General features: G+C 67.0%; 24 protein-coding genes and 1 pseudogene. 18 read left to right on the top strand and 7 right to left on the bottom strand.

Annotation, left to right across the window (positions count from 1 at the left end; all coding sequences use genetic code 11):
• Positions 1 to 60 precede the first annotated feature (60 nt).
• A complete protein-coding gene (gene trxB, locus ACQR50_RS12680; protein WP_428968586.1) occupies positions 61 to 1029 on the top strand; it encodes a thioredoxin-disulfide reductase in 969 nt (322 codons plus the stop codon).
• A gap of 128 nt (positions 1030 to 1157) precedes the next feature.
• Here the strand turns inward: trxB and ACQR50_RS12675 are convergent, their stop codons facing one another.
• On the bottom strand, positions 1158 to 1613 hold the full coding sequence (locus tag ACQR50_RS12675) for a universal stress protein (protein ID WP_056434264.1): 456 nt from the start codon (positions 1611 to 1613) through the stop codon (positions 1158 to 1160).
• A gap of 129 nt (positions 1614 to 1742) precedes the next feature.
• Between ACQR50_RS12675 and ACQR50_RS12670 the strand changes: the two genes are divergently transcribed.
• The 4 genes from ACQR50_RS12670 to lpdA all read left to right on the top strand — a co-directional run bounded on the left by ACQR50_RS12670 (position 1743) and on the right by lpdA (position 5180).
• Positions 1743 to 3083, top strand: coding sequence for a pyruvate dehydrogenase complex dihydrolipoamide acetyltransferase (locus tag ACQR50_RS12670; RefSeq protein ID WP_428968585.1), 1341 nt, complete (start codon positions 1743 to 1745; stop codon positions 3081 to 3083).
• An 18-nt stretch (positions 3084 to 3101) separates the two neighbouring features.
• The gene (locus tag ACQR50_RS12665; RefSeq protein ID WP_058743830.1) at positions 3102 to 3314 is read left to right on the top strand and encodes a hypothetical protein; all 213 of its coding nucleotides are present in this window, start codon (positions 3102 to 3104) and stop codon (positions 3312 to 3314) included.
• Positions 3311 to 3706: an acyl-CoA thioesterase gene (locus tag ACQR50_RS12660; RefSeq protein ID WP_428968584.1), complete on the top strand. Its 396-nt coding sequence runs from the start codon at positions 3311 to 3313 to the stop codon at positions 3704 to 3706. The genes ACQR50_RS12665 and ACQR50_RS12660 overlap by 4 nt, the downstream gene beginning before the upstream one ends.
• Before the next feature lie 61 nt (positions 3707 to 3767).
• Entirely contained in the window at positions 3768 to 5180 is a 1413-nt protein-coding gene (gene lpdA / locus ACQR50_RS12655) for a dihydrolipoyl dehydrogenase (protein ID WP_428968583.1), read from the top strand.
• Between the two features lie 143 nt (positions 5181 to 5323).
• On the opposite strand, the gene ACQR50_RS12650 is transcribed toward lpdA, so the two are convergent.
• A complete protein-coding gene (locus ACQR50_RS12650; RefSeq protein WP_428968582.1) occupies positions 5324 to 5872 on the bottom strand; it encodes an isochorismatase family protein in 549 nt (182 codons plus the stop codon).
• Positions 5873 to 6006: 134 nt separating this feature from the next.
• Here ACQR50_RS12650 and ACQR50_RS12645 point away from each other — a divergent pair, with 134 nt between their 5' ends.
• Together ACQR50_RS12645 and ACQR50_RS12640 are read left to right on the top strand one after the other, a co-directional pair.
• Entirely contained in the window at positions 6007 to 7389 is a 1383-nt protein-coding gene (locus tag ACQR50_RS12645; protein ID WP_428968581.1) for a hypothetical protein, read from the top strand.
• Between the two features lie 47 nt (positions 7390 to 7436).
• Positions 7437 to 7775, top strand: coding sequence for a DUF3140 domain-containing protein (locus ACQR50_RS12640; RefSeq protein WP_428968580.1), 339 nt, complete (start codon positions 7437 to 7439; stop codon positions 7773 to 7775).
• Between the two features lie 305 nt (positions 7776 to 8080).
• Here the strand turns inward: ACQR50_RS12640 and ACQR50_RS12635 are convergent, their stop codons facing one another.
• Positions 8081 to 9835, bottom strand: a complete 1755-nt coding sequence (locus ACQR50_RS12635; protein ID WP_056434252.1) for a fatty acyl-AMP ligase — start codon at positions 9833 to 9835, stop codon at positions 8081 to 8083.
• On the opposite strand from ACQR50_RS12635, the gene ACQR50_RS12630 reads away from it, so the two are divergent.
• The 5 genes and pseudogenes from ACQR50_RS12630 to ACQR50_RS12610 form a co-directional block, all read left to right on the top strand.
• Complete coding sequence (locus ACQR50_RS12630) at positions 9834 to 10496, top strand: regulatory protein RecX (RefSeq protein ID WP_428968579.1); 663 nt, start codon at positions 9834 to 9836, stop codon at positions 10494 to 10496. The genes ACQR50_RS12635 and ACQR50_RS12630 overlap by 2 nt on opposite strands.
• Positions 10497 to 10628: 132 nt before the next feature.
• Positions 10629 to 11198: a cold-shock protein gene (locus tag ACQR50_RS12625; protein WP_416222072.1), complete on the top strand. Its 570-nt coding sequence runs from the start codon at positions 10629 to 10631 to the stop codon at positions 11196 to 11198.
• Positions 11195 to 11686 (top strand): DUF192 domain-containing protein, encoded by a 492-nt coding sequence (locus ACQR50_RS12620; protein ID WP_428968578.1) that lies wholly within the window; start codon positions 11195 to 11197, stop codon positions 11684 to 11686. The genes ACQR50_RS12625 and ACQR50_RS12620 overlap by 4 nt, the downstream gene beginning before the upstream one ends.
• A 469-nt stretch (positions 11687 to 12155) precedes the next feature.
• Complete coding sequence (locus ACQR50_RS12615) at positions 12156 to 12548, top strand: NADH:ubiquinone oxidoreductase subunit NDUFA12 (protein ID WP_056434245.1); 393 nt, start codon at positions 12156 to 12158, stop codon at positions 12546 to 12548.
• A gap of 203 nt (positions 12549 to 12751) precedes the next feature.
• A pseudogene (locus tag ACQR50_RS12610) lies at positions 12752 to 12985 on the top strand (DUF2155 domain-containing protein); the annotation flags it as partial.
• A 35-nt stretch (positions 12986 to 13020) separates the two neighbouring features.
• Here the strand turns inward: ACQR50_RS12610 and aat are convergent.
• From aat to ACQR50_RS12595, 3 genes are all read right to left on the bottom strand, one after another.
• The gene (gene aat / locus ACQR50_RS12605) at positions 13021 to 13779 is read right to left on the bottom strand and encodes a leucyl/phenylalanyl-tRNA--protein transferase (protein ID WP_428968577.1); all 759 of its coding nucleotides are present in this window, start codon (positions 13777 to 13779) and stop codon (positions 13021 to 13023) included.
• Complete coding sequence (locus ACQR50_RS12600; protein ID WP_428968576.1) at positions 13776 to 14489, bottom strand: ParA family protein; 714 nt, start codon at positions 14487 to 14489, stop codon at positions 13776 to 13778. The genes aat and ACQR50_RS12600 overlap by 4 nt, the downstream gene beginning before the upstream one ends.
• Before the next feature lie 124 nt (positions 14490 to 14613).
• Positions 14614 to 15000: a hypothetical protein gene (locus ACQR50_RS12595; RefSeq protein WP_058744938.1), complete on the bottom strand. Its 387-nt coding sequence runs from the start codon at positions 14998 to 15000 to the stop codon at positions 14614 to 14616.
• A 175-nt stretch (positions 15001 to 15175) separates the two neighbouring features.
• Here ACQR50_RS12595 and ACQR50_RS12590 point away from each other — a divergent pair, with 175 nt between their 5' ends.
• Positions 15176 to 16141, top strand: coding sequence for a cysteine synthase A (locus ACQR50_RS12590; protein WP_428968575.1), 966 nt, complete (start codon positions 15176 to 15178; stop codon positions 16139 to 16141).
• 105 nt (positions 16142 to 16246) lie between these two features.
• Positions 16247 to 16498 (top strand): hypothetical protein, encoded by a 252-nt coding sequence (locus tag ACQR50_RS12585; protein WP_428968574.1) that lies wholly within the window; start codon positions 16247 to 16249, stop codon positions 16496 to 16498.
• A gap of 342 nt (positions 16499 to 16840) precedes the next feature.
• On the opposite strand, the gene ACQR50_RS12580 is transcribed toward ACQR50_RS12585, so the two are convergent.
• Positions 16841 to 17077, bottom strand: coding sequence for a hypothetical protein (locus ACQR50_RS12580; RefSeq protein ID WP_428968573.1), 237 nt, complete (start codon positions 17075 to 17077; stop codon positions 16841 to 16843).
• 45 nt (positions 17078 to 17122) lie between these two features.
• On the opposite strand from ACQR50_RS12580, the gene ACQR50_RS12575 reads away from it, so the two are divergent.
• The 4 genes from ACQR50_RS12575 to ACQR50_RS12560 are packed head-to-tail and all read left to right on the top strand — an operon-like array spanning position 17123 to position 20776.
• A complete protein-coding gene (locus ACQR50_RS12575; protein WP_237243415.1) occupies positions 17123 to 17425 on the top strand; it encodes an MraZ C-terminal domain-containing protein in 303 nt (100 codons plus the stop codon).
• Positions 17422 to 18396: a 16S rRNA (cytosine(1402)-N(4))-methyltransferase RsmH gene (gene rsmH / locus ACQR50_RS12570; protein WP_428968572.1), complete on the top strand. Its 975-nt coding sequence runs from the start codon at positions 17422 to 17424 to the stop codon at positions 18394 to 18396. Before ACQR50_RS12575 ends, rsmH begins: the two co-directional genes overlap by 4 nt.
• Positions 18393 to 19061 carry a hypothetical protein gene (locus ACQR50_RS12565; RefSeq protein ID WP_428968571.1) on the top strand — a complete coding sequence of 223 codons (669 nt, stop codon included), beginning with the start codon at positions 18393 to 18395 and terminating at the stop codon, positions 19059 to 19061. Before rsmH ends, ACQR50_RS12565 begins: the two co-directional genes overlap by 4 nt.
• Positions 19058 to 20776, top strand: coding sequence for a peptidoglycan D,D-transpeptidase FtsI family protein (locus ACQR50_RS12560; protein ID WP_428968570.1), 1719 nt, complete (start codon positions 19058 to 19060; stop codon positions 20774 to 20776). The genes ACQR50_RS12565 and ACQR50_RS12560 overlap by 4 nt, the downstream gene beginning before the upstream one ends.
• Positions 20777 to 20779 lie beyond the last annotated feature (3 nt).

Here is a 20779-nt window from a genome sequence, read left to right as displayed (position 1 = left end):
CGGTTCATTTTTGGACGAGCAGCGCCTATCTGAAGGCAAATCGTTTCACAGGATTCGGACATGACCACCCACACCACGCGTATGCTCATCCTCGGCTCGGGCCCCGCCGGGCTTTCCGCCGCCATCTACGGCGCGCGTGCGGGGATGCAGCCGATCGTGGTGCAGGGCATCCAGCCGGGCGGCCAACTGACCACCACCACTGACGTCGAGAATTATCCCGGTTTCGCCGACGTCATCCAGGGCCCCTGGCTGATGGAGCAGATGCAGAAGCAGGCCGAGCATGTCGGCGCGCGGATGATGTGGGACACGATCACGGAGGTCGACCTGACCAACCGTCCCTTCCGCCTGATCGGCGATGGCGGCGATATCTATGAGGGCGAGGTGCTGGTCATCGCCACCGGCGCGCAGGCCAAGTGGCTGGGCCTGGACAGCGAGGACGCGATGAAGGGCAAGGGCGTGTCCGCCTGCGCGACCTGCGACGGCTTCTTCTATCGCGGCAAGAAGGTCGCGGTGATCGGCGGCGGCAATACCGCGGTCGAGGAGGCGCTGTACCTGACCAACCATTCGGATGACGTGACGCTGATCCACCGCCGGGATTCCCTGCGCGCCGAACGCATCCTGCAGGAGCGGCTGTTCGCGCACCCGAACGTCAAGGTGCTGTGGAACAAGGAAGTTCGCGAGTTCGTCGACGGCGGCGGCAATGCGGGCCTGGTCGCGCTCGACCTGGTCGATACGGTGACGGGCGAGCATAGCCGTCTGGACGTCGAGGGCGGCTTCGTCGCGATCGGCCATCACCCGGCGACCGAGCTGTTCCGGGGGCATCTGGAGCTGGATTCGGACGGCTATATCGCGGTCGAGACGGGCTCGACCCGGACCAGCGTGCCCGGCGTCTTCGCGTGCGGCGACGTGGCGGACAAGGTCTATCGTCAGGCGGTGACGGCGGCGGGCACCGGCTGCATGGCCGCGCTGGACGCCGAGCGTTTCCTGGCGGCGGCCGAGTTCGAGGACATGGCCAAGGCGGCTGAGTAAAGTCCCAAATTCCTACCCTGTAAGGGGAGGTGGCAGTCCGCAGGACTGACGGAGGGGTGTCACCATCAGCGGGGACACCCCTCCACCAGCTTCGCTGGTCCCCCTCCCCTTGCAGGGGAGGAATTTTCTTAGCTCAACCGGTCGATCGCCTCGGGCGTCAGCGACCCCGGGATCATCATTACCGGCACGGGCAGCGCGCCCGCGTCGGTACCGGAAAAGTGGCTGACCAGCTTGCCCGGCGCGCCGCTGGCCGCCGCGCCCAGCACCAGCGCGGCGATGTCCGGATTGGCCGCGATAATCTCACGGATCACCTTCGGCCCGTCGCCTTCGCGCACCGTGATCGAGGGGCGCAGGCCCGATTCGTCCAGGATCGTTCCCGCCGCGCTGGCGAGCAGCGCCTCGGCCTGCTGGCGCGCCTCGTCCTCGATCGTCGCCTGTACGCCGCCGAACGCGATGAACTCCTGCGGCGGCAACACGGTCAGGATTTCGATGCCTCCGCCGGTCTTCACCGCACGCCGGGCGGCGAAGCGCAATGCGATTTTCGATTCCGGACTGTCGTCGATCACGACCAGATAGATACGCATGGCGGCCCCCAAATTGTGTACCACGGATGCCGTTACTTAGTATTTCGTGCAAGGCCATGACTTGACCGAGCGCAATTCGGGCGCAAGAGACGGGCCGCTACGGAATTCGTTTTCCCCGAGAGGACCTCCATGTCGATCGAGATTAAGATGCCCGCGCTGTCGCCGACCATGGAGGAAGGCACGCTGGCCAAATGGCTGGTGAAGGAAGGGGACACGGTGAAGTCCGGCGATATCATGGCCGAGATTGAAACCGACAAGGCTACCATGGAATTCGAGGCGGTGGACGAAGGCGTCATCGCCAAGATCCTCGTCTCCGAGGGCTCCGACAATGTGAAGGTCGGCACCGTCATCGCGATCCTGGCCGAAGAGGGCGAGGATGCCTCGTCGGTCCAGGCACCGTCGAAGTCGGAAACCCCGGCTCCGGCCAACCCCATGCCGACCGATCCGACCGATCCCAACAAGACCGGCAGCGAAGCCAAGCCCGCCGAGCGCACGCTCGAGCAGGCCGAGGATCACGGCAAGCCCGCCGATTCGGGCAAGCCGGCCAGCAACGGTGGTCGCGCGATCGCCAGCCCGCTGGCCCGCCGCATCGCCTCGCAAAAGGGCCTCGACCTGTCGGCGCTGACCGGCTCGGGTCCGAACGGCCGCATCGTGAAGGCCGACGTCGAGAACGCACAGCCGGGTCAGGCCAAGGCCGCCGCTCCCGCCGCGTCGACCTCGGCCCCGGCGGAAACCGCCTCGGCCCCGGCCGCGGCGCCCAAGCCCGCCCAGGTGCCGGACATCCCGCACGAAGCGTCGAAGCTGTCGAACATGCGCAAGACGATCGCGCGTCGCCTGACCGAATCGAAGCAGCAGGTTCCGCACATCTATCTGACGGTGGATATCCGTCTCGATGCGCTGCTGAAGCTGCGTGGCGAGCTGAACGCCGGGCTCGAATCGCGCGGCGTCAAGCTGTCGGTCAACGACATGCTGATCAAGGCGCTGGGTGTCTCGCTGATGGCGGTGCCGAAGTGCAACGTCATGTTCACGCCGGACCAGCTGATCAGCTTCAAGCGCGCCGACATCTCGGTGGCGGTGTCGACCCCGGCGGGCCTGATCACCCCGATCGTGTCGGAGGCCGATACGCGCTCGCTGTCGTCCATCTCGACCACGATGAAGGACCTGGCGGCCCGCGCCCGCGACAACAAGCTGCAGCCGCATGAATTCCAGGGCGGCACGGCGTCGATCTCGAACATGGGCATGTTCGGCATCAAGCAGTTCGAGGCGGTCATCAACCCGCCGCAGGGCATGATCCTGGCGATCGGCGCGGGCGAGAAGCGTCCGTACATCGTCGACGATCAGCTGGGCGTGGCGACCGTCATGTCGGCGACCGGCAGCTTCGACCACCGCGCCATCGACGGGGCCGACGGCGCCGAGCTGATGAAGGTGTTCAAGGAACTGGTCGAGCGTCCGCTCGCCATGCTGGCCTGATAGAGCAGGGCGGGGGCCATGCGGGTCGGGATCGAGCTGTTCTATATCGGCCTGGGGCTGGTGGCGGCGCTCGTCATGACCTGGGCCGCCGCCTGGGCCTATCCGCTCGCCCGCACCGAAATCTGGTGGTGCGGGGCGGGGGCGGCGCTGGCGACGGTGGCGATGGGCATCGGCCCGCTCCACCGCGCCCGCATCGCCGACCGCATGGCCCGGAGGCATAGCGAACAATGAGCACGCTGCCCGATCTGAACCCGACGATCCGCGTCACCGCCATGCCGTCGGATGCCAATCCTTACGGCGATATCTTCGGCGGCTGGCTGATGGGCCAGATGGATCTGGCGGCGGGTTCGGTGGCCTCGCGTCACTCGGGCGGCCGGGCCTCCACCATCGCGGTCGAGGGGATGAAGTTCCACGCCCCCGTGCTCGTCGGCGACGAGGTGTCGGTCTATGCCAAGCTGGTCCGCGTCGGCAACACGTCGATGACCATTGAGGTCGAGGCCTGGCGTCGCGCCCGCCACATGGAGGACGCGACCAAGGTCACCCAGGCGCGCTTCGTGTTCGTCGCAACCGACCAGGACCGCAAGCCGCGCACCGTTCCGCCGATGGCCCCGGCGCAAGACTGAAATCTACTCGGGGATAGTCCCCCGCGCATCCTGATGGTGCGTGTTCAGAAGGAAGAGCAAAGTGGCTGACACTTACGATCTTATCGTCCTCGGCTCGGGTCCCGGCGGTTATGTCGCGGCGATCCGCGCGAGCCAGCTTGGCCTGAAGGTCGCGATCGTCGAGCGCGAGCGGCTGGGCGGCATCTGCCTCAACTGGGGCTGCATCCCGACCAAGGCGCTGCTGCGTTCGGCCGAGGTCTATCACTACATGACCCATGCCGCGCAATACGGCCTGTCGGTCGAAAAGCCCTCGTTCAGCCTCGACAAGGTGGTGGATCGCAGCCGCAAGGTGGCGGGCCAGCTCAACGCAGGCGTCAAGGGCCTGATGAAGAAGAACAAGGTGACGGTCGTCGAGGGCGTCGGCACGATCACTGGTAAGGGCAAGCTGTCGGTCGTCCAGGGCGACAAGACCACCGAACTGACCGCCAAGCACATCATCGTCGCCACCGGCGCGCGCGCCCGCGACCTGCCCTTCGCCAAGGCGGACGGCGAGCGCATCTGGACCTATCGCCACGCGATGGTGCCGCCCGCCATGCCGACCAAGCTGCTGGTCATCGGCTCGGGCGCGATCGGCGTCGAGTTCGCCAGCTTCTACAACGACATGGGCGCGGAAGTGACCATCGTCGAGATGCTCGACCGGATCATGCCGGTCGAGGACGCCGAAGTCAGCGAGTTCATGACCAAGCAGCTGACCAAGTTCGGCATGACCATCAAGACCAAGACCGGCCTCGAAAAGCTCGAAGCGACGGCCTCGGGCGTGAAGGCTGCGATGAAGGGTCCGGACGGCAAGGTCGAGACGGCCGAATTCAGCCACGCGATCGTCGCCATCGGCATCGTCCCCAACACCGAGAATATCGGTCTGGAAAAGCTGGGCATCGCCACCGACCGCGGTCACATCAAGACCGACGGCTATGGCCGCACCAATGTCGAGGGGCTGTGGGCGATCGGCGACGTGACCGGCGCACCGTGGCTGGCGCACAAGGCGAGCCATGAGGGCGTGATCGCGGCAGAGGCCATCGCGCAGGCGCTGGGCAACAAGGACGTCCACCCGCATGCGATGGACAAGGGCAACATCCCGGGCTGCACCTATTCGCGTCCGCAGGTCGCGTCGGTCGGCTTCACCGAGGCGAAGGCCAAGGAAGCCGGTTATCAGGTGAAGGTCGGCAAGTTCCCCTTCATCGGCAACGGCAAGGCGATCGCGCTGGGCGAGGCCGAGGGTTTCGTGAAGACCGTGTTCGACGCCAAGACCGGCGAACTGCTGGGTGCGCATATGGTCGGCGCGGAAGTGACCGAGATGATCCAGGGCTATGTCGTCGCCCGCCAGCTGGAGACGACCGAGGCCGAGCTGATGGAAACGGTGTTTGCGCATCCGACCATCTCAGAATCGATGCACGAGTCGGTGCTCGCCGCCTATGGTCGCGCGATCCACATCTGATTTTTTGCGGATTCGATCATGGAAAGGGGCTCGCTGCGGCGGGCCCCTTTTGCGTTGGGGGTAGCGTGGCCTTCGACTTCGCTAAGGCCGAACGGGGTGAGGGGATCAGCCAAACAGCCGTTCAGGCGGAGCGAAGTGAACCCTCACAACCGAGCCAATACCGCCTCACTCCCCACCACCTCGGCGAAATCCGCCGCCAGCAAACCCATGGTGACGTCGAAGATCACCCCCGCCGCCAACCCGGCGGAGGGCAGGTCGAACCCGATCACCCCGTCGCGCACGACCGTCACGCCAAATCCCAGGTCCGCCGCCGCGCGCACCGTCGAATTGACGCAGAACCCCGCCACGGCCCCCACGACATGGATATGGGTGATCCCCTGCCTGCGCAGATGGGCCTCCAGTTCGGTCGTCGCAAAGGCCGACGAGCTGCGCTTCACGAACACCGCCTCGTCGGGCCGTTCCACCGCACAGGCCATGGGCGGATAGCCGGGGGCATCGGGATGCAAAGGTGAAGCGGGATCGGCGGCTGCATGGCGGATATGGATCACCGGGCGCTGGTTACGTCGAAAAGCGTCTGCGAGCGTCGCTATCGTCGCAGTCGCATCCGGATGGATATGGGGGCGCCCCGCCTCGATCCGGTGCTGCATCTCCATCTGCATGTCGATGATGACCAGTGCCGTCTTGCTGTCCATCCGCGTGCCCCCGATTGATGCCCAAGTCCCACTTACGCGTGCGAAGGGGATGCGCCTATCCCCGCGCCACTGCGACGACATGGCGCATTCCGCTTGCGAAACATCCGGCTTTGGCCGCATCGGTCATATCCGTCATGACCCGAACCCATAGCCACCGCCTGCGCATCGTCGTCGCGGCCCTGATCCTGTTCGGGCTCAGCGTCATCGTCTTTGCGCCGGGCTTCGTTCAATATGACAGCGTCGGCCAATATGCGCAGGCGCTGACCGGGGACTATGACGACTGGCACCCGCCGATCATGGCGCGGCTCTGGTCGCTGTTCGTGGCCCGTGGTGCTGAGCCGATGCTGGTGCTGCAACTGGCGGGATGGTGGCTGGGGCTGGGAGCATTGGCGGCGGCGATCGTCGACCGGCGACCGCGCGGCGCGCTGCTGGTGCTGGCGGTCGGGCTGGTGCCGCCATGGCTCGGCTGGCAGGTCGCGATCCTGAAGGATGCACAGATGACCGGCGCCACGCTGGGCGCGGTCGGGATCATCGGATGGTGGCGGCTGCGGGGGCGGGCGGTGCCGCGCGGAGCCTGGGCTGCGGCGGGGCTGTTGCTGGCCTATGCCGCGCTGGTCCGCGCCAATGCGATCTTCGCGATCGCGCCGCTCGTCGCGTTGCTGGTCACGGAGCGCTGGCCGCGCCGGATCGCGATCACCGTGGCGCTGACGCTCGCGACGCTGGCGGCCGCGCCCTTCATCAACCACCGGCTGCTCGGCGCGGCGGACAGCGGCGTGGCGCGGACCCAGGCGCTGTACGATCTGGCGGGGATTGCCGTGCGCGTGCCCTATGATCCCCGGCTGGGCCTGTCCCCTGCCGAGGTGGCGGACATCCGCGCCAAGCACTGCGTGAAGCCCTTCTTCTGGGACCCGCTGGGCGAGCCGGCCCGCTGCGGCACCCGGCTCCAGCGGTTCGAGACGACCCCGCCGGGGCAGATCTACGCCAAGCTCGCACCTGCGATCCTGCATCATCCGCTCGCCTATGCCGCGCAACGACTGGCGCATGTCAATTCGACCTGGCGCTTCTGGGTGCCCGCGCGCTGGATCAATGCTGCCCCGCCGCAGGGGAGCGAGCCGAACGACTATCATCTCGGGCAACCGGGCCGAACCGCGCTGGCGTGGCAAAAGATGGCGGGGCTCTGGGTCGATGTGCCGATCATGTGGCCGATCGTCTGGCTGGTGCTTGCCGCCGGGGGACTGGCGGTGACGCGCGGCCACGGCTTTGCGGGGGCGCTGTTCGGCTCGGCGCTGGGGCTGGAGGCCAGCTTCCTGGTCATCAGCGTGGCGTCGGACTTCCGCTATCATCTGTGGCCGATCGTGGCGTGCGCGCTGGGAATGATATTGGCCAAGCCGTGGCGGGGCGACCGACGGATCGTGTGGGCGACGGGGGCCGTGCTGGCGGTGGTCCTGATCGTCGGCGGGATCGCGCGCGTGACCCTGCCGCTGCCGCCGCAAAGCTATGACGCGATGCTGATCTGAACCCCAAAGCCCGTGCGCGGCGTTGACCGCCCCGAAAGGAGCCGCGCATGGCCGATGATCACGAACAGGTTTACGCCGATTTCAAGGAGGCCGTGAACATGGCCCCGGCCGAGCTGGAGAAGTTTCTGGACAGCGACGAGTCGCAGGACGTCGGCCAGAAGAAGGGTGGATCGGGCGAAAGCGTCGGCCATGAGTCGGGCCGCCGGATCGTCGAGATCAAGCGCAAAAAGAAGGCCGATCTGACCGACGAGGACTATGCGCATATGAAGAAGGTGGTCGGCTATGTGCACCGACACCTGAAGCAGAGCGGGCCGGACAAGGATGTCGAGCATTCGCCATGGCGCTATTCGCTGATGAACTGGGGGCATGATCCGTTGAAGGATTGAGGGGCCCACTCTTCCCGCGTTCTGCGCCCCCGACCGCCGTTCAGCCTGAACGAAGTCGAAGGTCAAGATCACCCGACTGCCCCAGCAGACGTACCACCCCGGCGAAGGCCGGGGTCCAGTTGGGATGGACCAGCAAGGGTGCCACGGGCTTGGTGGATACGGGACCCCGGTCTCCGCCGGGGTGGAGCGTGAGGCGTGGGCGGTACGTGGCCTTCGACTTCGCTTAGGCTGAACGGAGGCGGGGAATAGGGCATGAAAAAGGGGCCCGGTCTTTCGACCGAGCCCCTTTCTCAAATCCCAAGAAATCAGGCCGCGACGTCGTACGGCTTGATCTCGCCCGCCAGATACAGGTTGCGGGCCTTGGCGCGGCTCAGCTTGCCCGAGCTGGTGCGCGGCAGGGTGCGCGGCGGGATCAGTTCGATCACGCAGTTCATGCCCGTCACCGCGCGCACGCGCTCGCGGATTTCGTCGCGCAGGCGCAGGCGCTCCTCATCGTCCGAGCTGCGGCACTGGACCAGCACGGCGGGGGTTTCCTCGCCGCCCGGCGTGGTGATGGCGAAGGCGGCGATGTCGCCTGCCTTGAAGCCCGGCAGCTGCTCGACCGCCCATTCGATGTCCTGCGGCCAATGGTTGCGGCCGTTGACGATGATCATGTCCTTGGCGCGGCCGACGATGTAGATATAGCCCTTCGACATATACCCCATGTCGCCGGTGTCGAGCCAGCCATCGACCAGGCAGGCGTCGGTCGCGGCCTGGTCGCGGAAATAGCCGACCATGACCGACGGGCCCTTGCACCAGACCTTGCCGATCGCGCCGTCGGGCAGGGGGGTGCCGTCCTCCTCGCGGATTTCGATCACCATGTCGCGCGCGGGCTTGCCGCAATTGACGATGGCGCGGAAACGCTGCGGCCGGTCGGTGCCTTGCGCGCCGCCCGACAGCTGGGTCTCCTCGACCAGTTCGACGCGAATGCCTTCGCCCGGCGGCATGATCGACACGGCCAGCGTCGCTTCCGCCAGGCCATAGGACGGCAGGAAGGCGGTGGCGGGGAAGCCCGCATCGGCAAAGGCGTCGACGAAGGACTGCATGACGTCGGGACGGATCATGTCCGCGCCATTGCCCGCGATCCGCCAGCGCGACAGGTCGAACCGGTCCGACGCCTTGGTCTGCGACGAGATGCGGCGCGCGCAAATGTCATAGCCGAAGGTCGGCGAATAGCTGACCGACGTACCCGGATTGCGGCTGATCATGTCCAGCCACGCCAGCGGACGCCGCGCGAAATCCTCGGTCTTCAGATAATCGGTCGAGACCTGGTTGGCGATGGGCGACAGGAAGCAGCCGACCAGACCCATGTCGTGATACCAGGGCAGCCAGGAAATGCAGCGATCGCTCTCCTGGATCTTCATGCCATGGCTGTGTGCCGCCAGATTGTTCAGGAGCGCATGATGGGTGATCGCCACGCCATGCGGGAAACGGGTCGAGCCGCTGGAATATTGGAGATAGGCGATCGCTTCCGGATCGGCCTTGGGCAATTCGGTCTCGGGGGCGGCGCGCGTGGCGAAGCTGTCCCAGTCGATCCCCTCGCAGCCCGCGGCCTCGGCGGCGGCACCCGCCATCTGGGCCAGTTCGGGCGGGAAGATCAGCATCTTGGGGTCGCAGCTTGCGAGCTGGACGCGCAACTGCTCGATATAGCTGTCCCGGCCGCCGAACGAGGTCGGCAGCGGCAGCGGCACCGGCCAGGCACCCGCATAGACCACGCCGAAGAACAAAGCGGCGAATTCCGGCCCCGTCTCGGCGACCAGCGCGATGCGATCCTCGGGCTTCACGCCGCTGGCGATCAGGCGGCGGGCGCAGGTCAGCGCATCCTCGCGCAGTTCGGCGAAGGGATAGGGCCGCGACAGGGTGCCGCGCGCGTCGTGGAAGTTCAGGCCGCGCGTACCCGAGGCAGCATAGTCCAGCGCTTCGCCCAGCGTGTCGAAGTCGGCGAAGCGGCGCGGCAGCGCATCCTCGGTCGGCGTCGCGATGATGGCGCGCGCGTCGTCCTGATGGTGCTCGATCGTCATGGCCTTGCCTTCGTTCCTTATGCTTTTGCGTCCCCGCAAAGTGATCGCGCGGGTACGAGTGATTCTTTTCCACCATCAAATGGCGGCTTCCCGCGTTCTAAATCCGGTGTCAGTGTGGCACAAACAAGGCGTGTCCGCCGATCGTCGCCCCCCCAAACCCCTTGATCCCAAAACGCTGGAAACTCTCGCGCTACGGTATGTCGAGCGATTTGCCACGACCGAAGGCAAGCTGGTCGATTACCTGACTCGCAAGCTGCGCGAAAGGGGGTGGGTGGGAGAGGCGCAACCGGACCCGCGCGGGCTGGCGGGGCGGATGGTCGAACTCGGCTATATCGACGATCGCGCCTATGCGGAGGCCAAGGCCGCCTCGCTCGCCCGGCGGGGCATGGGCGCGCGCCGCGTGGCGCAGGCCTTGCACGCCGCACGCGTCGGGGCGAAGGATCACGAGGCGATCGCACCGCAAGTGGCGGAGGCGGCGCGGGAGGCGGCCCTGGCCTTTGCCCGGCGGCGGCGAATCGGGCCTTTCGGCAACGGCGAGGCGGACCGCGCGGTGCGGGAGAAGCAGTTTGCAGCGATGATGCGCGCCGGACACCCCACAAATCTGTCGCGGCGTATCGTTTCTGCCGCGCCCGGCGAGACGATCGACGACGAGGATTTTTGATCCAGCGCAAGAATATACGCCGCCAGCCCCTATTTTTGCGCCGTCGTCCCACTCCGGACCAGCAAAAAAGCGAACGTCATTGCATTGCGAGTGCGAACAATGATGCTAGCCTCGGGGCACAAGGGTGCGATGATGCTGGAAGAAACGCCAAATCAAGGGGGCGGCATCGACAGCGAAACGGCGGAAACGGCCGTAAGGCTGGCGGGGGTCGTGAAATGGTTCGACGTGACGCGGGGTTTCGGCTTCGTCGTGGCGGACGATCCGATCTATGGGGATGTGCTGGTGCACTTCTCCGTATTGCAGGCGCATGGGCGGCGCAGCCTGCCCGAGGGTGCGCGCGTCGAGTTGCTGGGTGCGCGCGGCGGGCGTGGCTATCAGGCGCGTGAAGTGCTGACCATCGACCTGACCCATGCGGTGCCGGAGGCTCCCAAGCGGCCCCGCTCGCCCGACCGGATCGACCCGGTGGCGCTGGTCGACGAGGCGGGCGATCCGGAGCAGGTCGCGGTCAAATGGTTCAACCGGCTGAAAGGCTATGGTTTCCTGCTGCGGGACCGTGACGGGGCGGACATATTTGTCCATATGGAGACGCTGCGTCGCGGTGGAATCCTGGATGTCGAACCCGGTCAGCCGCTGGCGGCGCGCGTGGTCGAGGGGCCGAAAGGCCCCCTGGCGGTCGTCGTGACGCCGAGAGGAGCCGGATGATACGGATGAATGTGATGGCGCTGGCCTTGGCCGGTGCCGGGTTGGCGGGATGTTCGGCGGAGAAATCGTCTTCCGAAGCGGCGGCGCAGGCGGGGCGCCAGGTCGCGACCGTGCCCGTCACCATCAGGACGGCGCAGGGCCAGCACCGGTTCCAGGTCGAGGCCGCGCGCACCTCTGCCGAGCAGGCGCAGGGGCTGATGTACCGCACCGACCTGAAGCCCGACGGCGGCATGTTGTTCGCCCCCTATCCGCCCGAGGGTGGGCCCCCGCGCGAGGCGAGCTTCTGGATGAAGAACACGCCGACGCCGCTCGACATCCTGTTCATCCGCGCCGACGGCACCATCGCCCGGATCGCGGAAAATACCGTGCCGTTCAGCGAGGCACAGATCCCCTCGGGCGAGCCGATTGCCGCCGTATTGGAGTTGGTCGGCGGGCGCACGGCGGAATTGGGGATTTCGGAGGGCGATTCGGTTTCCTGGCCGAAGTGATCGCCTGAGGTAGACCGTTTAAACCAAGCCGCTGCCTTCTCGCAGGTGGGGGGCTTCATGCGACGGTGCCTTGCCCCGCACTTCTCCCCTCCCGCAGGCGAGTTTCAGGTCGGTCATGCCCCCGGCATGACCTAAACGATGCGGGGCATCGTTTGCCTGAAACTGGGTCGGGGGAGGGTCGATGTCTCACCGAGACTTTCGCTTGCGGCCGTCCCCCACCCCAAACCCCTCCCCCCTGCCGGGAGGAGGGGCTTAATGGGACGTCGTAGTGCCAAGCGCTTCTCCCCTCCCGCAGGCGGGAGGGGCTGGGGGAGGGCCGGTGTCTCACTGAGACTGTCGCTTGTGGCCATGCCCCCACCCCAAACCCCTCCCCCCTGTCGGGAGGAGGGGCTTCAAGCGAAGTCATGAACTGTTCCCAATCACGTGAACGCGGTTGAAGGGCGGCGACAGCCGGGCTACACGGCGCGTCATGGGCATCAACCTCAACCCCTTCACCTGGTGGAACGGCGCCACCATCGGCACCTGGTTCGGTCTGCGCGGCAAGGCGCAGGTTGGCGAGGACGCGCATGGCAACGTCTATTACGAAGGCGGCACCGACACCGCCGGCCGCGCGCGCCGCTGGGTGATCTATAACGGCTCGAACGATGCCAGCCGGGTTCCGGCGGAATGGTTCAGCTGGCTGCATCATCAGGTCGACGATGTGCCCGACCGCTCGCTGCCGCCGCGTCGCGCGTGGCAGAAGCCCGCAATCCCGAACATGACCGGCACTGCCATGGCCTATCGCCCCTCGGGCGCGCTCGAAAAGGGTGGTCAACGCCAGGCCGCGACCGGCGACTACGAAGCCTGGACCCCCGAGGGGTGAAGACGTCGCGCTGGCTGGCCAGCGGTGCGCTGGTCGCCTTGCTGGGGGTCGGTGGCTGGTTCGGCTATCAGGCGCTGACCGATCGCGGCGGCGATTCCGCCGAATCGGCGGTCAGCCAGATCCTGCCCGACAGCCCGGGCGCCGCATCCGGGATCGAGTCGGTCGACGGTGCGCAGGCGACGCTGCCGAGTGGTGGCACCCCGATGGCCGAGCGAGTCGCGGTGATCGGCCTGCTCAACAAGCGCAACGGCGTCTCGCGCGACCTGACGTTGAAACCCGGCCAGGCGGTGCGCGTCGGCGATGTCGTGGTGCGCCTGCGGGCCTGCGAGCAGACGGCATCGTGGGAGGCGGAGCAGCTGACCGGCGCATTCGTGCAGCTGGACGTGCGTGGTGCCAATCAGCGGTGGCAGCGGGTCTTTTCGGGCTGGCTCTACAAGGAGCGGCCTGCGCTCAACGTCGTGCTCCACCCGGTCTATGACGTCTGGGCCAAGAGTTGCACGATGTCCTGGCCCGAAACGGGGCCGGAGACGGTTCCGGCCTCGCTGCCCGGCGCGGCCCCCAAGCGGTCGAGCGCCGCGAAGTCGCCCGATGCCGATACCCCGGCGGCGGAAGCACCCGGTGCCACGACCCCCGCCAATGCGTCGGACAGCAGCGCGACATAATCCTCGCGCCCGATCTCGACCGCGCCCATGGTCGACAAATGGCTGGTCTGGAACTGGCAGTCGAGCAGGCTGTATCCCCCGGCCCGCAACCGCGCGACCAGCCAGACCATCGCCACCTTGGACGCATCGGTCCGGCGGCTGACCATCGACTCGCCGAAAAAAGCCCGGCCCAGCGCCAGCCCGTAAAGGCCGCCGACCAGCTCGTCGCCGTCCCAGCATTCGATCGAATGGGCAAAGCCCATGTCGAACAGGTCGATGAACACCCGCTCGATCGCATAGTTGATCCAGGTCTCGGGTCGGTCCGGGACGCTTTCGGCGCACAGGCGGATGATCGATTCGAAGGCGGTGTCGGCGGTCACGCGGAACCGGTCCTTCGCCACCGTCTTGCGCAGCGAGCGCGACAGATGAAAGCCATCGAGCGGCAGGACGGCACGCTTGCGCGGCTCGACCCAATAGACATGATCGGTGTCGCGCGTGTCCGCCATCGGGAACACCCCGACCGCATAGGCCCCCAGCACCAGATGCGGCGTCAGCCGTTCGGGCGGGCCGGGATCGTCGCGGCGGCTCATCCCCCCGCCAGTCGCCGCTCGACGCTGCGCCACAGATCGGCATAGGCCTGGGCGGCGCTGCTGCGCAGGGCAAAGGCCCCCAGGGGCGCGCGATGCTCGCCCATCGCCTCGACCAGGCTGGCCATCGGGATGATCGGCCAGTCGGGATGCGCGGCCAGCGCCTCGGCATGAAGGCGGCGGCGGCGGTCGACCATGACATGCACGGGCAGCAGGGGTACGCGGCCCCGGACATGGCCGTCCACCACGTCCAGCGCGCGGGTAGAGAGCGCGGACGGCACGACCGGCACGACGATCAGGTCGACGGCGCGCAACACCTGCTCGGTCGTCTCGGTCAGGCCGGGCGGGCAGTCCAGGATCACGCTGTCATAATCGTCCAGCCCGTCGATCAGCTTGCCGAGCCGCTTCTTCTTCTCGATCGTGTGGAACAGATGGTCCAGACCGCGCAGCGACTCGTCGGCGCCGATCAGCGACAGCCGGGGAATGTCGGTCTGGCGGACCAGTCGCTCGGCGGAGATGTCGCGGGAGAATACGGCCTGCGCCCGGTCGCCGCGCGCCGGGCCACCCAGCAGCCAGGTGGAGGCGGCCTGTGGGTCGAGATCCCATAGCAAGGTCCGACGCGCGCACAGGCTGGCGGCGCACCAGGCCAGATTGACCGCCATGCTGGTCTTTCCGACGCCCCCCTTCAGGCTGTAGATCGCGATCGCGGCCACGGCTTTTCTCTCCGACCTCCCGACACGGCCCAAAGAAAAGGCCGACGGAGATATCCCCGCCGGCCGGTTTTCGATCAAGTCCTTATCGTCGATCAAGCGACGCCAAGGACGGATTGAACGCGAATCAGATGTGGCAGACCTGCGCGGCCTTCTTCGGCGTGGTCAGGGTGACGGCCTTCTCGTCGCCGGTCATCTTCCAGCCGCCCTCGGCGGTCAGCGGCTCACCGGCGGCGGGCGCCTTCAGCACGACGGGGGTCTCGCCTTCCTTCAGACGGACATTGGCCTGCTTGTCGCCCTGGAAGAAGGTGACGTAGACGAGGCTGTTGTCCTTGCAGCGGAAGGTCTTGTCCGCCTTGATCGCGGGCGGCAGCTCGACCGGGGCGCGGTTGGCGAGCACGTTGGCCATCGGGTCGGGGTTGGTGTCGACGACCTCGGGCTGGCTGGGCTTGGAATTGCACGCGGCCAAAGCGAGCAGCGGTGCGGCGACGATGAGGGGGAGGAGGCTCTTCATAGCGGGGCGGTGCTTCGCAAATGCAGCAACCCGGCGTCAAGCATGACCTGTGCGTCAACCTGACCCAATGTCCAACATTTTGCCGATCGGCCCGTGAGCGCTCCCTCCTTCAGCTTGGCGGGGGCCAAGCAAGGCTTGGCTTGCCCGATGGCGGGGCAGGGGCCATCTAGGCGGCATGGAAGTGATCTCCGACACGCTGGCCCTGATCGGCAACACCCCGCTCGTCCGCCTGAAGGGGCCGAGCGAGGCCACGGGCTGCGACATTTACGGCAAGTGCGAATTCGCCAATCCGGGCGCCAGCGTGAAGGACCGCGCGGCGCTGTTCATCGTCGAGGATGCCGAGGCGCGGGGCCTGCTGCGCCCCGGCGGCACCATCGTCGAGGGAACGGCGGGCAATACCGGCATCGGTCTGGCGCTGGTCGCCAATGCGAAGGGCTATCGCACGATCATCGTGATGCCCGAGACCCAGAGCCGCGAGAAGATGGACACGCTGCGCGCGCTGGGGGCCGAACTCGTCCTCGTGCCCGCCGCGCCCTATTCCAGCCCCTGTCATTTCGTCCACACCTCGCGCCGCATCGCGGAAGAGACGGACAATGCCGTCTGGGCCAACCAGTTCGACAATATCGCCAATCGCCGCGCGCATATCGTGGGCACCGCCGAGGAGATCTGGAACCAGATGGGCGGCCGGATCGATGGCTTCACCTGTGCGGCGGGAACCGGGGGCACGCTGGCGGGTGTCGGCCTGGGGCTGAAGGCGCATGACGAATCGGTGACGATCGCGCTCAGCGATCCGCACGGCGCGGCCTTGTACGACTATTACGCGCATGGCGAGCTGAAGTCGGAAGGCTCCTCGGTCGCCGAGGGGATCGGGCAGGGACGGATCACCGCCAATCTTGAAGGCGCGCCGATCGATACCCAGTTTCGTCTTTCCGATACGGAAGGCTGGTATTGGGTACAGCGGCTGTTGAGCGAGGAGGGGCTGTGCCTGGGCCTGTCGTCGGGGATCAATGTCGCCGGCGCGGTGGCGCTGGCCAGGGCCTTGGGCCCCGATAAGCGGATCGCAACCATTTTGTGCGATACCGGGTTTCGCTACCTCTCCACGCTGCACAATCCGGCGTGGCGGGCCGAGAAGGGGCTATAGTCGCCGCCCCTTTGTGACCCGACGGCGTGCGCCAGAGGTCGACATGAGGCGGCGCGCGAGATAGTGTCACCGAGTTCCATGAAGTCACCCGACCATCATCATATCATGCAGCGCGTGAAAGTCGGCATGATCGGCCTGGCCGCCGTCATCCTGCTGATCGCGATCGCCAGCACGATCCTGGGCTCGCTGAACCGTGACGAGCCGCCTGCGGCCATCGCCGGTGCGGCGCAGTCGAACATGGTCGCCGACATGGCGATGGCGAACACCGCCACCCCGTCGTCCAGCGAGCCGCTGGCCGAACTGGGCGTCGCGCCTGCGCCCGCGAATACCCAGGCTTCCGCCGACCCCGCGCGCTGATCGCCGGTTGCGCCCCGCCTTGACGGGCGTGATTTTGTCCGACTGACGATCATCGAGGCCGTGCAGGGTTCACGACCGTATCGGGCTTTTTGCTTAATAAAAGTTAAGTCTACCGTGATCGGTTTCGTGCGTCACCGGGATCGGGGAAAACCGGGGAAAACGCACCCGATCGGCGGAAATCCGGCATTTTTGCGAACAGGGGTCATGGAGGCCTTCCCGCCAAATGACCAGCCGTTGGTCGCATAACCCCGGTTTCAGACCCGATTTCCCCGTTTCTCCCCAAAAATCCCGTTGCCTCCCGGTTCCGCTATAGGTAAACCGAAAAGCAACAGAGGGGCAGGCTCACTGTGATCCAGAAATGGTCGGAATGCGGAGATGGTCGCGTTTCGAAGCAGCGAGGCCGTGCGCGCCATGTGCGAGGTTGGCGTGTCCGAAAGGGGTTTGTATCAGGGTAGTGGCATTGGCCTTGTCGATGACAAGGGCCGCGTCGCCATCCCCAATGCCCTCCGGTCCACCCTGGCTCAGAATGCGCCGCGCCCCGACGGAAAAGATGGCGGGACCATCATCATCGCTGTCCATGAAACAGAGCGCTGCCTGATCGCGTATGACCCGGGTTATGTTGCCGTGCTGAAGAGGGAGCTGGACGCGCGGACAGAGATGTCGCGCGGGCCCGACGGCCGTATCGACTATAACATCAAGCGCGACCTGGCGAATGGCGAGGCCGTGCCCTTTGACGGGTCGGGCCGTTTCATCATGCCGGGCTTCCCGCGCTTTCATGCCGGGATCACCGGCCATGCCTTTTTCTGGGGCACGTTCGACTATATCGAAATCTGGGATCCCAAGACCCTGGTCGAGACGCCGGGCCTGCCGCCCAAGATGATCTCGGCCGCCCGTTTCCACTGCCAGGAAAAGGGGATCGCGCTGTGAGCGCGGCCGACGCCCCGCACATCCCCGTCCTGCTCGACGAGGTCCTCGACGCGCTCGCCATCGCCCCCGGCGAGACGCATGTCGACGGCACGTTCGGCGCGGGCGGCTATACCCGCGCGATGCTGGGCCGGGGGGCGAAGGTCGTCGCCTTCGACCGCGATCCCGATGCCATCGCCAATGGCCAGGCGCTGGTCGCCGCCGAGCCGGGGCTGACCCTGATCCACCGGGAATTTTCCAATCTGGATCAAGAGCTGTCTGCCCGCGTTGATGGCGTGGTGCTGGATATCGGGGTATCCTCGATGCAACTCGACCAGGCAGAGCGCGGATTTTCGTTCCAGGGTGACGGCCCGCTCGACATGCGCATGGCGCAGGCGGGCGAATCGGCGGCCAATTTCCTCAACACCGCCGACGAAGCGGCCATCGCCGATGTCCTCTATCATTATGGCGAGGAGCCGCGTTCGCGCCGCGTCGCCCAGGCGATCGTCGCCGCGCGTCCGCTGACCCGCACCGGCGAGCTCGCCGCCGTGGTCCGCCGGGCGCTGGGCTATCGCCCGCATGACAAGAAGGACCCGGCGACGCGGACCTTCCAGGCGATCCGCATCCATGTGAACCGCGAACTGGACGAGCTGGCCGAGGGGCTGGCGGCGGCCGAACGCGCGTTGAAGCCGGGTGGCCGCCTGGTGGTGGTCACCTTCCACAGTCTGGAAGATCGCATGGTCAAGCGCTTCTTCCGCGAGCGCGCCGGGCAGATGCCGGGCGGGTCGCGCCATCTGCCCGAACAGGCGGCGGCGCGGGCACCCAGCTTTGCCCAGGTCGGCAAGGCGGTGCGCGCGGGCGAGGCGGAACTGGCTCGCAATCCACGCGCGCGCTCGGCGACGCTGCGTTTTGCGACGCGTACGGCATCCCCGGCATGGTCGGCGGATAAGGGCAGGGCGCCGGGGGGCGAGTTGAGTCAGGAGTTTGGCGTATGACGGCGGCGTATCGGTTGAAGGGGATAGGGTGGTTCGGGAGCTGCGTCGCAGTCGTCCTGGGATTCTACCTCGTCTCCTTGCAGGTGGCGGCGGAGCGCAAGAAGCTCGACGACGTCAACGGCCGCATCGCCGCTGCGCAGCGCGACATCCGCGCGCTGGAGACCGAGTTCGACACCCGCGCCAATCTGGTCCAGCTGGAAAAGTGGAATGGCGATACGCTGGCACTGACCGCGCCGGTCGCGGGCCAGTTCGTCGGTGACGAGGCGCAGCTGGCCTCGCTCGACGTGACCCGTGGTCCGGCCGAGGGCGCGATTCAGACCGCCGCGCTGCTCGTCCCCTCGCAGCCCGCGCCTGTCGTCGTCCAGCCGGAAGCCGTGGCCGCCGCCGCCGCGCCTGCCGCCCCGGCCAAGCCCAACGCGCCCGCCCCCGTCGTCCGCCTCGCCAAGGTCGATCTGCCCAAGCCCCAGATCGTCCAGGCCGTGTCCGAGCATGTCGTGACGACGAAAAAGGCCAAGCCCGCCCCGATCGCGACCGTTCGCACCGCCGCCGCCGTCGCGAAGGTCCGGCCGGAAGCCGTGGCGATGCTCGACCGCCAGCTGCTGTCCGACACGACGCTGGGTGACATTCTGAAGGGCGCCAAGACCGAAGCGCGGCGGCGGCGTTGAGCGTTCTGGTCGCGCGTCCCGCCGGAACGCAGCGTACCGCCGGCCAGCGCCACGCGCTGGTCGCGACGACGCATATGCGTCTGATGATGCTGATGATGCTGTTCGGCGCGGCGGTGGTCGTCGTGATCGGGCGGCTGATGTTGCTGGCGGTGTTCGCCGGACCCGCCGATGCGGCGGCACGGACCGCGACGCTGGCGGCGCGCGGCGATATCGTCGACCGCAACGGCGCGCCGCTGGCCCGCACGATCGACAGCTGGACGATCGCGGTCCACCCGAAGAAGCTGATCGGCGATCCGATGGAGATCGCCGCGCGGCTCGCCGCGCTGATGCCCGATCGCGGCGATCAGGCCTGGTTCTATGGCCAGCTGACCCGCAAGGCGAATTTCGTCTATCTGCAACGTCGCGCCAGCCCCACGCTGGTCGAGCAGGTCAATGCCATCGGCGAACCCGGCCTGGTTTTCGACCGCGAGACGCAGCGTCTGTATCCGCAATCCTCGCTCGCTGCCCATGCACTGGGCTTCCTGTCGACCGACGGGCACGGGATGAGCGGCATGGAGCGCGTGCTCGACGAGCGGTTGCTCAACCCGGCGCAGACGGGCAAGCCCGTCGCCCTGTCGATCGACACCCGCGCCCAGGCCGCGCTGGAAAGCGAACTCGGCCGCGCGATGAACACCTTCTCCGCGCGGGGCGGCGGCGGCATCATCCTGGACGTGCATACCGGCGAAGTGATCGCCATGGTCTCGCTGCCCACCTTCAACCCCAACCGGGTCGGCATGGCGGGCACCGAGGAGCTGCGCAACATCACGACGCAGAGCGTGTTCGAGCTGGGTTCGACCTTCAAGCCGATCACCATGGCGACCGCGATGGAGAATGGCGTCGTCACCTCGATGCAGCGGCGCTTCGACGCGACCCATCCGCTCAAGGTCGGCGGCTATACCATCCATGACGAAGCGGGCGATCCGAAGCGCTGGCTGAACATGGCCGAGACGCTGATCTATTCGTCCAACATCGCCACCGCGCGCATCGCCGACGAGATCGGGCCGCAGCGGATGCAGACCATGTTCAAGAAGCTGGGCTTCGATACCAAGCCCGATATCGAGCTTCGCGAAAAGGGACGTCCGCTGCTGCCCACCTATTGGGCACGCACGACGACGATGACGACCGCTTATGGTCACGGCATCGCGGTGACGCCGCTGCATCTGGCCTCGGCCTATGCGGCGTTGGTCAATGGCGGCATCTGGCGGCCCGCCACGCTGATGAAGGTCGCGCCGGGCCATGCCGCAGCGGGTCGGCGGGTCATCAGCGAGACGACCAGCTACAAGATGCGCCAGATGCTGCGCCTGATCGTGATGCGCGGCACGGGGCGCAAGGGCGATGCACCCGGCTACCGCGTCGGCGGCAAGACCGGCACCGCCGAGGCGGCGGTCGCGGGCGGCTATGATCGGTCGCGCAACGTCGCTACCTTCGCGGCGGCCTTCCCGATGGATGCGCCGCGCTATGTGGTGCTGGCGATGCTCGACTCGCCAAAGGGGACGAAGGAGACCGGAGGGTGGAAGACCGCAGCCTGGAACGCCGCGCCGGTCGTCGGGCGGACGATCACGCGGGTCGGCGCGATGCTGGGCGTGGTGCCCGATGCCACCAAGGATATCGACGAGTCGGACATCCTGCCGACCCTGTGGCAGGACCCGAAATCGCCGCCGGTGGATGGACGATGAGGG

This window comes from Sphingomonas sp. Xoc002, assembly GCF_050408055.1.
GTDB classification, from domain to species: domain Bacteria; phylum Pseudomonadota; class Alphaproteobacteria; order Sphingomonadales; family Sphingomonadaceae; genus Sphingomonas; species Sphingomonas yabuuchiae.
The sequence above is the reverse complement of the archived record's forward strand: the minus strand, read 5'-3'. Positions and strand labels throughout refer to the sequence as shown.